The sequence below is a fragment of the Dokdonella sp. genome, from assembly GCF_035511235.1.
Taxonomy (GTDB): Bacteria; Pseudomonadota; Gammaproteobacteria; order Xanthomonadales; family Rhodanobacteraceae; genus Dokdonella.
Map to the genome: position 1 here is coordinate 1 of NZ_DATKFQ010000040.1, position 12,340 is coordinate 12,340.

A 12,340-nucleotide genomic window follows, 5' to 3' on the forward strand; every position below is an offset into this window, starting at 1 on the left:
ATTCGACTGGAAGGTGCTACGCCAAGCGGACGGCGATTCTTGGAGCGAGAGGATCGAATTACTCTTTCCGGCGGTGCTCTAAGTAACCCTACTCAGATCAACTTCTATTATAAAGTTTACCCTCGCCCTCACACGGGGATCATCGCGGATTATGCGTCGGCGGCTAACGAGTACACGACCGTTTGCGGCTGTCCATATGGGGGTCCCGCGCAATGCTATGCATCAACCGCAAGTTGTGCCGGCGGTTTTTGTCATCGATGTCAAATCTACGGAGGTGATGTTTCAGAGCTGACCCAGGCAATACTTGACAATAGGAGCAGCCAGTGCGACCCGCGCGTGGTCAGCGAAACTCCGTGGCCGTCGCCGCCGTTGAGCACCTTTCGCGTAAGCTCCATCAACGATGTGTCATTTCCGTCGGGTACCGGTGGATTCGGTTATTCAAATTCATATTTCTTCAGCGATGGACATCCTCGGCAGCCGTTTAATAAGTCCTTCACGATTGCCTATGAGCGCAGGGTCGGTTCGGTCTGTCAAGATACGATCTACGATGCCTATGTGATAGGAAGAACCGAGGTTTATTCTTGCGAGACCGGGCTGCTCGCTGAAGCGGGCCCGATAAATGCTCAGAACTTCTATACGCAAGATCAGTTGGTTGATCCGAAACTCGTTTGCGCCAGCGGTAAGACCGCGTGGATATCCGCTTACCAGATTCCGAGCCGGCAGTGTACCTACGAAAATCCATGCATACCTGCTAATGGTTCAAAGACGCAGGCTGAGGTGGATTATCGACTTGGTCTTCTTTCCATTGCGCGCACCTATAACTCGCTGCGCCTGACGTCTCCTTCGAGGCGGTTCGGTCAGGGCTGGAGCACGCCTTCCAGCGAGCGGATCATCGCGCCAAACAGTTCGCCGACTCACGTGCTTCACGCGGATGAAGAGGGTTATCTGGACCGTTACGACCGGCAAGGCACGACGGACGTGTATCGGTCGATCAACATGCCGGGGTCCGTTCTGACGCGTTTGGGTACCACAGGCTGGGAGCTGTCCAAGGTTGGAGAGCAGGTGGTACGGCGGTTCGATTCGAGCGGCCGTATTCTCACCGTTGAGGCAAAGGGAAGCCCGCAGCCCGATATCGTCTATACCTATGCAAGTGCCAGGATCGATCTGGGATCGGGAATGTTCGTTCCATATGGCGAACTGCAGAAAATCACCGATGCATTTGGCCGCTCACTGGATTTCGTATACGGTTTCATCAACACGTCTCCTGCAAGTTGCACGCTGGACGTGGAATGCTCGAATTTTCGTCTGCTTCACATCGGCCTTCCCGATGGCGATTTCGTTAGCTACACCTATGACGCCGCCGGCAATCTCGCCTCGGTGACGTATCCGGATGGATCGGGTCGTCAGTATCACTACAACGAGGCGGCGAACATCTGTCCGACTTCGATGCCGGGGGCCTGCACAGGCGGTACGGTGCCGGTGGGTGGCTTCCCGCACCTGCTGACCGGTATCAGCGACGTGCCCGCACCGGGTTCGATGCTGCCGGTGAGCCGGTTTGCCACATACCAGTACGACCATCACGAGCGTGTGATCTCGAGTAGCCACGCCGGCGGCGTGGACCGGCTCGAGTTGGCTTACACGGGCCCCGCGCAAGCGACACTGACGCTGCCGAGCGGCAAGCAGCGCGTGATCGACTTCACGACGGGCCTGTTCCGCAAGGAGCGCGCCTGGCTCGACACCGACACGGTGACCGGCACTCAGCGAACGACGACCTTCACGTTCGACACGGCCGTCCGTCCGGTGACGATGACCGACCCGCGCGGCGTGGTCCGGACGTACGAGTACTCGGCCAACGGCTTGCATCGCACGGCGACGATCAACGCCACGGGAACCGCATCTCAACAACGAATCGAGAGCGACTGGGACAGCACCCTCAATGTCGTGCTGGAAACGCGCCGCAAGGACGCCGCGTCCAATGTGGTGGCGCGCGTCGTGCACGCACGCAATGCCCGCGGTCAGGCGACGGCGACTTGCGAGATCGATCCTGCGGATACCGCCGCGATGGCCTATACCTGCAGCGCGACCGCGGCGCCGCCGACGGGCGCCAAGGTGCGGCGGACGGTGATGACCTACTGCGAATCGGCCGACGTAACGCTCGGCACCTGTCCGCTGGTCGGCTTGCTGGTGTCGGTCAACGGCCCGCGCGTGAGTGCCGATGCGGGAATGAGCGGTCTGGACGACGTGACGACCTATACATATCGCGCGGCCGATGATCCGACCTGCGCCAGCGCAGGCGCCTGCACGTACCGCAAGGGCGACCTCTGGAAGGTCACCAATGCGCTCGGCCATGTCGTCGAGACGGTCAGCTACGACAAGAACGGCCGCATCACGCGTGCCAAGGACGCCAACGGCACGCTGACCGACTTCAGCTATCACCCACGCGGCTGGCTGGCCACGCGGACCGTACGCGCCAACGCCAGCGGCTTCCCGTCGACCGACGATGCGACGACCACGCTGGCTTATGACGCCGTCGGCAACGTCACGCGCGTGACCCAGCCCGACGGCAGCTATCTGGATTACGGCTATGACGCGGCGCACCGGTTGCTGAGTGTCACCGACAACCTCGGCAACACGCTCGACTACTGCCCTGGCGGTGTCGGTACGGCCAACTGTCTCGACGGGGCCGGCAACCGCGTCGTCGAGGAGACCCGCAACGGAGCAAGCTTGGTCAAGCGAACGCTGCGGCGGACCTACGACCAGCTCGGACAGTTGACCTCGCAGATCAATGCCCAGAATCAGGCCACGCAGACCTGGCCGACGCTGGGCGGTTACGACGACAACGGCAATCCGACCCAGGTCGTCGATGGGCTCGGCGTCGAAACACGGCAGAGCTATGATCCGCTGAACCGGCTGACGCAGACGATCCGGGACTATCTGGGGCCGGACCTCGCCACGCGCGATACCACGACCGGTTATGGCTACGACGCCCGCGACAACCTGGTCAGCGTGACCGATCCGGACGGTCTGACCACGACCTACACGTATGACGGCCTGAACGATCAGACCGGTCTCTCGAGTCCGGATACCGGCAGCACCGCCTACACCTACGACGCTGCCGGCAACCGGCGCACCCAGACCGACGCGCGCGGCATCGTGACCACCTATACCTACGATGCGCTCAATCGCCTGACCGGTATCAGCTACCCGACCAGTACACTCAATACAAGCTACGCCTACGACCAGCCGGACGGCACGACCGGCTGCAGTGGCTCGTATCCGGCCGGCCGGCTGACGCGGATCACCGAAGAGACCGGCACGACCACGTACTGCTACGACCGGCGTGGCAACGTCACCCGAAAGAGGCAGCTCATGTCGGCGACGCTGAGTCTGTACACCGTCGACTACACCTGGACCAAGGCCGATCGCCTGGCCACGCTGACGTATCCGAGCGGCGGCATCGCGACCTATACGCGCAACACGATCGGTCAGATCAGCGGCATCACGTGGAAAGCCAATGCTTCGGCCACCCCGCAGACTCTCGTCAGCAGCGCGACGTACTATCCGTTCGGCCCGCTCAACGTGCTGACTTACGGCAACGGGCGCACGCTGACCAAGACCTACGATCAAGACTATGCGATCGATGCGATCCAGAGCAGTCACGTCGATGGTCTGAAGATGGACCTGACGGTCGACGTGATGGGCAACATCGTGGATGGCACGGACGTGATAGGCGGGTCAGCCCAGGTCACCTACAGCTACGATCGCCTGTATCGGCTCACCGGTTCGACGGCCGGCGCCGCGCCGGTCGAGGCCTTCACGTATGGGCCGACTGGAGACCGCCTCAGCAAGACCGTCGGCGCAGGCACGCCGCAGGCCTACACCTACGCATCGGGCAGCCATCGTCTGGCCAGCGTCGGCGGCGTCGGTCGCAGCCACGACGCCAATGGCAATCTGACCGCGGCGCCGTTCGCCTCGCCAATGGCCTACGACGACCGCAACCGTCTGGCCAGGATCACCGTCGGCACCGAGAAGATCAGCTACCACTACAACGGACGCGGCGAGCGGGTGCACAAGTTGCGCGACCTCACGCGCGAAGAAGTGGTGCACGACGAGAGCGGCAAGCGGTTGCACAGTTTCGTGCAGAGCACGAGCGGGTTCGGCACCAATGCGTTCCGGGAGTACGTGTATCTGGACGATGTGCCGGTGGCGACCGTCGATGCGGTCGGCATCGCGTACCTGGAAACCGATCATCTCGGCACACCGCGCGTCGCGGCCGATCCGGCGACCAATGCCTGGCGCTGGCGCTGGAACTTCTTCGGCACGGCTTTCGGCGAGCACGCGCCGACGGTACCGGCGAGCGGCGCGCTCGCGCTCGATCTGCGCTATCCGGGCCAGGCCTACGATGCGGAGACGGGGTTGCACTACAACTACTTCAGGGATTACGAGCCCGGTACGGGACGGTATATAGAGAGTGATCCGATTGGACTTAATGGCGGGCTGAATACTTATCGCTATTCTTATGTGAATCCTTTAGTGTTCTTCGACAAGAACGGATTGTCACCATGTACTAAGCTCTTCTGTATCCCTGGATTTAAAGGGGAGAGGCTGGTTGGTAGTGACTTCCTGGGAGAGGCGTGGAGATATGATGGCTTCCATGAGTATGTGACAAACATGCCCCCTAGGCCTCCAACAAGATTGTCTGGGCGGCTTCCTAGATCATTTCACATCGGAAAGCGGAATGGAGTATGCCTTATTACCAAGGTGGAAAAATACTCCGACACCTTCCAGGTATTTAGAAACATGAGCTGTATGGAGCTTTGCTTGGGCTGCGTTGAAACTTATAGATGGTCTGATGTGGAGGAAATACTTGGCTATGTAGATCGTATAAGGGTTGAGCTGGAGAATTATGACAGACAAATATCTAGCTTTGTTCCAGTTCTAGATTGTATTCGGATAATTGAAAGCTTGCAATGAGTGACTGAAATGAATTTTAGAATATTGGGTGTCTGGTCGTTGTTATTTCTGAGCTCGCTTTTATTATTTTCTTCTGCCGAAGCCTCTTCTTGCGGAAAGATGGTGGTAATGCGAGCTGCTGGGTCTGGCGGAAAAATGGTTGAGTTGGTGATTGATTCGGAGCAGCTTAGGGTTGCTCCGAAATGGAATCCTTCTTCCGGTGAAAGCGTCCCGTTGTCGGCCTCGGAAGTTTACAAGCTATCTACAGAGTGGATAGCTGATCGACATAGTGAGATTGGGGTTGATGTCAGGAGGATATCTCTTACGTCCTCCGGTTGCTCGTCACTGCTGGGTGGTTGGTACTACGTCGTTGAACTAACGCCGGTCGGCGGTGCGCCTTACACGGCGAGCGATTGGCTCGCTATTTTGATGGATGGGACCATTATTGAGCCTCGGTAGAGCAATGGCATGGTGTGTGCGTTGCACTAATCGATCATTTTCCTGGAAATTGCCCTCATCTTTAATATTTATCGTTCCGCCCTTGGCGTAACCTGAAATGGTTTTTTTAGCCATCTATGAAATTGCCTCGACCGACAGCGCCACGCCGACTTCGAGGGGTCAGGTATAGCCGTTGGCGTGGCTGACCTGCACGCCGCGCAGGTAGTTTTGGGTCTGCGCGCCCGATGAGTACATCGACTAGCGGCCGCCGGCGTCGCACTGCCAGATGTAGACGGCGGTACCGGCACGCGGGGCGCAATTCGTCGTGGTGCTGACCCGCTGCAGCGTGAGGCTCATCGGGATGCTTGGCGCGACGGTGGTGCCGGACGTGCCGAGGCTCGGGAGGATGTCCGTTCGCCCGATGCCCGGTCACGTTCGGGCCGTTGTTGCCGTCGGCCGGCGCAGAGGCTTTCGGTATCGGACGGAATCGGCACTCAGGCCAGCGAAGGCGCCGGCAGCGCCGAGCCGTTTGAGCGAACGGCGGCGCTCCTGCAGCATGCGGATAGTCTCGGTCGCGAGGCGTGGTGGTTGCGGAGTAGTCGACGGGGCTTGGACATCGGACTCTCCCGGGCGATAGCGGCCGGGCCATGGATGACGGATACGCACGGCAGACGCGCAGGAGCCTCACGCTGCGTTCGCACTGTGCAACCGCCGCGCCGGAAGTGAGGGACGCCCATGGGGTGGAGTGCCCGCGCCATAGGCGAGGCGGACGCGACAAACGGCACGCGGTGCGGCGCACAGAGGCATCGCGGGTCGGCATACCGGGATCGATCGGACGACGGCTGCGCGCCAATTCAGCGCGAATTGAGAAGAGGAATTTTGAACTCGATGCTAATGTAAATTTTTTGCCAGAGCGCATAGGTGCTGGTGAGCAGCTTTATCAAACGCGTCGGGGGCATCGAACAATCATAAACAAACTATGGAATGACCTGAGGCGCAACGAGGATCGCTATGATGATGATTGTGGACCGGATAACTGGTGTGAAGAGAACCCTAGAACATGTGGGGCGGCTGCCGCCGCTGGGGCTACTGCAGCCGTTTTGGGGCGAATAGCCGTGCGAGCGGGTGCCGCATGCGTGATGGTGTTTTTGGCTAATTAAAATGAATTATGAGTCATCACTCGGCGAAAGGGATTTCGCCGCTATGAAAGATCAGATTGACAAAGCTCCAATTGGCAGTGCGCGACGCACCGCCGAATCTTTGGGGGAGATGTTGTCTACATATTTCTTGATCCATCCTGTCGATGCGAAACTGATGAACTTCATTGAGAAAATATTTCACTCTAAAAATTTTGTATCATTGCGCGGTTACGATCGTGCTGTTAGGGAAATTTACCTAAGTAGAGATAAATTTACCGATGCGCAGCTTGGTTGTATCTCGTCATGGATCAGAGATACTTATGGCAAAGGTGTGGATAGTGATTATGCATTGATGGCATGTGATTTCATCGCAAGAGCTAACTCGTTTGAGGTGGCGCTTCCGATTCTTGAGAGCATGTTGTGGAAATCTGATGACGCTTCGTCTGTGGGTGGGGTTTTATTGGGTCTAGACGTTTTGAGGACCCATTCGATGCTGGCTGCGCGTCCTTCGTTAGAGCTGGATCAGCTAATGGCTGTGGCGATAGATAGGATTGAGAAGCTTGGATCTAATGGATAGTTGGATGTATTCTTGACCATCAGGAATGAATATGGGCGAGCAACTCTACGTTTGTTTCAGTTGCTCTGTGCCCTAAAGCAATCTTCCGAAGATTTGGCGTGACTGAGATTTCTGGGGGCGATCGGAAGAAATTCAGGCGGCTTCAAACCCGTTGTCGAAGATCGCCTCCGCCGCACGTCGCGCCGACCTTGACCTGCGTACGAATTTTGTAGCCAATCAGGCGGTGAGTCCGGATTGAATGGTATCGGGTTCCTGCCACACCTGGCGGATGCTGACCGGAGTCTTATAGCGATGCGCGCTTTGCGGCCGCTGCTCGTTGTAAAACAGCCGCCAGCGCTCGATCAGTACCTTCGCTTCGGTGCAACTGTGGAACCATTCGCGATTGAGTGGCTCGTCGCGCAGTTTGCCGTTGAAGCTTTCGACGAAACCGTTCTGCCAAGGGCTGCCCGACGCGATGAAGGCCGGGACGATCGCCGCGTCGCGCAGCCAGCGCATGACTTTGGCCGCAGTGAACTCGGCGCCGTTATCCGAGCGCATGAACGCCGGCTTCCCATACAGCCGCATCAGCCGCGACAGCGTCAGGATCACGTTCTGCGCCCGCAGACTGGCACCCACCTCGATCGCCAAGCACTCGCGCGTGTACTCGTCGATCACGCACAGCAGCTTCAATGCGCGGCCGTCGACCATCTGGTCGTGCACGAAGTCGTAGCTGCAGACCGCGTTAGGCCGCACGGCGCCAGGCAGTCGGATGTCACTGCCCGAACGCCGACGACGCGGGCGACGGCGAGGGATGTTCAGGCCGAGCGCCCGCTACTGACGACGCTCGCGGGCCTCGCCAAGCGCCAGCCACGCCGCCATCCGCCGATAGCCGAACCGCGGCACCTGCGGCGAGGCCGCCAAAAGCTTCTTTCTCGAGCTGCGTCGGCTCGTAGCTGCTGATGCGCCGGCTCAGGCCCAGATACCGGCACGTCTTGCGTTGCGAAACTCCCCGACGGACCAGCACCTGGACCGACTCGCGCCGCGCCGTCGGGGTCGTCATTTTATTCGGACGATCTCCTTCATCCCGTCGATCACCAGCATCTGCTCGGCGACCAAGCGCTTCAGTCGGCTGTTCTCCGACTCGAGATCCTTCAGCCGCCGCGCGTCCGGCACGTCCATCCCGCCGAACTTGTCACGCCAGCGGAAGAAGGTCTGCTCTGTGATGTTGTGCTTCTTGCACAGGGCTTTGATCGGCATCGCGCCGGCCTCGGCCTCGCGAAGGATCGTGATGATCTGCTCGTCGGTAAAACGCTTCTTCATGAGTTCTCCTTGCCTGGTAAGGGTAGAGAACTCACCATCCGCATGGCTACACGATTCGTCTCAGGTCACCGGCCGAAGGCGTTGTCCGACGACGATGGTGCTCACTTCTGAAGCGCAAATCCTGGAAAGGGTGTTATTCGAGGTGCCCTCAATTGGGATGCAACACCTCACTTCCCCCGCGTCAACGTAATCAACGCCACGCCACCGAGAATCACCGCCATCGCGACCAGATCGCTCAGGCCCACGGCTTCGCCGGCCAAGCCGGCGCCGATCAGCACCGCGACCGGCGGGTTGACGTAGGCGTAGCTGGTCGCCAGCACCGGGCGCACGTTGGCGAGCAGGTACAGATACGCGGTGAACGCGATCAGCGAGCCGAACACGATCAGGTAGATCACCGCCAGCGTCGCCGGCAGTGTCGGGTCGGACGGCAGGCGCTCGCCGAAGATCAGCGCGGCCACGCTCAGGATCGCGCCGCCGCAGAGCATCTGCGCGGCGGTGTTCATCGCGGCCGGCGGCATGTCGCGGCCGCGGCTCCAGACCGATCCGAACGCCCAGGCGGCCGCCGCGATGACCAAGGCGGCGGCGCCGGCTGGGGCGCCGTTCATGCCGCCGCCGAGGTTCAACAGGATGACGCCGAGGAAACCGATGCCCAGGCCGATCCATTCGATGCGGCGTGGCCGCTGGCCGTAGGCGGTGCCGAACAGCGCCGCGAACAGCGGCATGCTGGCGACCGCGACGGCAGCCAGACCGGAGGCGACCGACTGCTCGGCATAGCAGACCAGTCCGTTGCCGAGGCCGAGCAGCAGGGTGCCGGTGACGGCGGCATTGCCCCATTGCGCGCGGGTCGGCGCGGCGCTGCCGCGCCAGCGCAGGAAGCCGTAGAGCAGGCCGCCGGCGACCAGGAAGCGGATCGCCGCCATCAGGAACGGCGGCCAGCTCTCGAGCGCAACGCGGATCGCCAGATAGGTCGAACCCCAGATCAGGTACAGCGCGAGCAGCGACAGCGCGATCGGCCAGCGGCGATCGGGCGCGCCGGCGGGCGTGGAAGAGGGAGCAGGGCTCATGGTCGGGGCGCGCACGGGGCGGGGCCGCGACCCTACCCGCAACCGGTGGCCGCGGCCAGCGCCATTGCGCATGGGTGCGGATGGAGCCATTCGCCGGCCGGGGGCGTGTAGGAAATTTCCTACACGTTTGTCAGCGAATCACCCAATGCGCCGGGCCGCTGCGATTGGGCACAGTAGCGCGCCGGCATGGACGGTCGGGGGCACGGGGACGCTCCCCGGCGCGGCGGCGGACCTTGGCGACCGCCGCCGCCCGGCGTCATCGAATGGTGTCGATCGAAGTCGCGCCGGGTCCGCGCGGGCGGTCCGGACGTCGCCCGGCAAGGCACCCGGACGGTGCCCCGGCCGCCACGGAGGCGCCGGGACATCCTGCTAGACTTGCGGCCCCGTTTTCGTGGTGGAGCCAACTCGTGGTGGAGCCAACGATGGATGCCGCAGCCCTTCCCGGTCAGGACGCGACCCGCGTTGCGGTGATCGGACTCGGTTATGTCGGACTGCCGCTGGCGGTCGGATTCGGCCGTGTCCTGCCGACCCTGGGCTTCGACATCAACCGCGCGCGCATCGACGAGCTCAAGCAGCATCGCGACCACACGCTCGAAGTCTCGCCGGAAGAGCTGGCGGCGACGCCGCAGCTGCGCTTCAGCGCCGATCCGGCGGATCTCGCCGAGTGCAACGTCTTCATCGTCACCGTGCCGACGCCGATCGACGACGCGAAGCGGCCGGACCTGACGCCGCTCGAGTCGGCCAGCCGCACGGTCGGCCGGGCGATCGGACGCGGCGGCGTGGCGATCTTCGAATCGACGGTCTATCCGGGCGCGACCGAGGAGGTCTGCGTGCCGATCATCGAGCGCGAATCGGGTCTGCGCTTCAACGTCGATTTCTACGCCGGCTACAGCCCGGAGCGGATCAACCCGGGCGACAAGCAGCACCGGCTCGAGACGATCATGAAGGTCACGTCCGCCTCGACGCCGGCGGCGGCCGATTTCGTCGACGCGCTGTACCGGCGCGTGATCACGGCCGGCACGCACAAAGCCTCGAGCATCCGCGTCGCCGAGGCGGCCAAGGTCATCGAGAACACGCAGCGCGACCTCAACATCGCGCTCGTCAACGAGCTCTCGCTGATCTTCCATCGCCTGGGCATCGACACCAGCGAAGTGCTGGCGGCCGCCGGCACCAAGTGGAACTTCCTGCCGTTCCGGCCCGGCCTGGTCGGCGGCCACTGCATCGGCGTGGATCCGTACTACCTCACGCACAAGGCGCAGCAGATCGGCTATCACCCGGAGGTGATCCTGTCGGGCCGCCGCATCAACGACGGCATGGGCCAGCACGTCGCGCAGCGCGTCGTGAAGCTGATGACGCAGCGGCGCGTGCACGCGGCGCAGTCCAACATCCTGGTGCTGGGCCTGGCGTTCAAGGAGAACTGCCCGGACCTGCGCAATACGCGCGTGATCGACGTGGTCGCCGAGCTCGAGAGCTACAACGCCAACGTCGAGGTCTACGACCCGTGGGTCAGCGCCGAGGAGGCGCGCCACGAGTACGGCCTGGACCTGATGCCCGAGCTGGTCGAGGGCCGCTACGACGCGATCATCCTGGCGGTCGCGCACCGGCAGTTCGCCGATCTCGGCGTCGAGCGGATCCGCGCGCTCGGCAAGGCCGACTGCGTGCTGTTCGACGTCAAGCACGCGCTGCCGCGCGCGGCCGTCGACGACCGGCTCTGAGGACCCCACTGTGCGTATCCTCGTCACCGGCGCGGCCGGCTTCATCGGATCGGCGCTGAGCCATCGCCTGCTGGCGCGCGGCGACGAAGTGCTCGGCTACGACAATCTCAACGACTACTACGACCCTACGCTCAAGGATGCGCGGCTGGCGCGGCTGACGCCGCAGCCGGGGTTTCGCTTCGTCAAGGCTTCGCTCGAGGACCGCCCGGCGCTGGAGGCGGCGTTCGCGGACTTCCGGCCGCAGCGCGTCGTCAACCTGGCCGCGCAGGCCGGCGTGCGCTATTCGCTGACCAATCCGTACGCGTACGTGGAGTCGAACCTGGTCGGCTTCATCAACATCCTCGAGGCCTGCCGGCACGGCGGCGTCGAGCACCTGGTCTACGCCTCGTCGAGCTCGGTCTACGGAGCCAACCGCAAGCTGCCGTTCTCGGTGCGCGATGCGGTCGACCATCCGGTCAGCCTGTACGCGGCGACCAAGAAGGCCAACGAGCTGATGGCGCACACCTACAGCCATCTGTACGGCCTGCCGACGACGGGTCTGCGCTTCTTCACGGTCTATGGCCCCTGGGGCCGGCCGGACATGGCGCTGTTCCTGTTCACGCGCAAGATCCTGGCCGGCGAGCCGATCGAAGTGTTCAACCATGGCCAGCACACCCGCGATTTCACGTATGTGGACGACATCGTCGAAGGCGTGATCCGCACCCTGGAACGCGTGCCGGGGCCCGATCCCGGCTTCGATCCGCTGACGCCGCAGCCGGGCACCTCGGCAGCGCCGTACCGGGTCTACAACATCGGCAACCATCAGCCGGTGCAGCTGGGCCAGTACATCGAGGTGATCGAGCGCTGTCTGGGCCGGACGGCGGAGAAGATCCTGCTGCCGCTGCAGCCGGGCGACGTGCCGGACACCCACGCGGACGTCGAGGAGCTGATGCGCGACACCGGCTATTCGCCGCGGACGCCGGTGGAGGAAGGCGTGGCGCGTTTCGTCGAGTGGTACCGCGACTTCTATCACGTTTAGCGGGCACCGGCGCGGGCACAGTCCCCGCGCCCGGGTCCCTGCCGGGCGAGGGGACAGGCGGGAACCGGGACCGGCGCGATGCGGTCGATCCTGCATAGAAATGTGAACTGGTTCACAGTTGAGTCGCAGCTGGGTTA

Annotated in this window: 6 protein-coding genes and 1 pseudogene; 5 read left to right on the plus strand and 2 right to left on the minus strand. The window is 62.2% G+C overall.

What is annotated here, in order from left to right:
• Window positions 1-336: 336 nt before the first annotated feature.
• The 3 genes from VMR06_RS16905 (at window position 337) to VMR06_RS16915 (ending at window position 7,107) form a co-directional block, all read left to right on the plus strand.
• Window positions 337-4,974, plus strand: a complete 4,638-nt coding sequence (locus tag VMR06_RS16905) for an RHS repeat-associated core domain-containing protein (RefSeq protein WP_325378501.1) — start codon at window positions 337-339, stop codon at window positions 4,972-4,974.
• Window positions 4,975-5,412 (plus strand): hypothetical protein, encoded by a 438-nt coding sequence (locus tag VMR06_RS16910; RefSeq protein ID WP_325378503.1) that lies wholly within the window; start codon window positions 4,975-4,977, stop codon window positions 5,410-5,412.
• A 1,182-nt stretch (window positions 5,413-6,594) separates the two neighbouring features.
• Window positions 6,595-7,107 carry a hypothetical protein gene (locus VMR06_RS16915; protein WP_325378505.1) on the plus strand — a complete coding sequence of 171 codons (513 nt, stop codon included), beginning with the start codon at window positions 6,595-6,597 and terminating at the stop codon, window positions 7,105-7,107.
• A gap of 216 nt (window positions 7,108-7,323) precedes the next feature.
• Here the strand turns inward: VMR06_RS16915 and VMR06_RS16920 are convergent.
• Window positions 7,324-8,406, minus strand: a pseudogene (locus VMR06_RS16920) (IS3 family transposase).
• Window positions 8,407-8,573: 167 nt separating this feature from the next.
• Complete coding sequence (gene yedA / locus VMR06_RS16925) at window positions 8,574-9,470, minus strand: drug/metabolite exporter YedA (protein ID WP_325378507.1); 897 nt, start codon at window positions 9,468-9,470, stop codon at window positions 8,574-8,576.
• Window positions 9,471-9,892: 422 nt separating this feature from the next.
• On the opposite strand from yedA, the gene VMR06_RS16930 reads away from it, so the two are divergent.
• Together VMR06_RS16930 and VMR06_RS16935 are read left to right on the plus strand one after the other, a co-directional pair.
• Window positions 9,893-11,185, plus strand: coding sequence for a nucleotide sugar dehydrogenase (locus VMR06_RS16930; RefSeq protein ID WP_325378509.1), 1,293 nt, complete (start codon window positions 9,893-9,895; stop codon window positions 11,183-11,185).
• Between the two features lie 10 nt (window positions 11,186-11,195).
• Complete coding sequence (locus tag VMR06_RS16935; RefSeq protein ID WP_325378511.1) at window positions 11,196-12,203, plus strand: NAD-dependent epimerase; 1,008 nt, start codon at window positions 11,196-11,198, stop codon at window positions 12,201-12,203.
• The last annotated feature ends 137 nt before the right edge of the window (window positions 12,204-12,340 follow it).

Coding starts and splice junctions, on each gene's coding strand:
- VMR06_RS16915 (WP_325378505.1), top strand. CDS start 6,595: ATGAAAGATCAGATTGACAAAGCTCCAATTGGCAGTGCGCGACGCACC.
- yedA (WP_325378507.1), bottom strand. CDS start 9,470: ATGAGCCCTGCTCCCTCTTCCACGCCCGCCGGCGCGCCCGATCGCCGC.
- VMR06_RS16930 (WP_325378509.1), top strand. CDS start 9,893: ATGGATGCCGCAGCCCTTCCCGGTCAGGACGCGACCCGCGTTGCGGTG.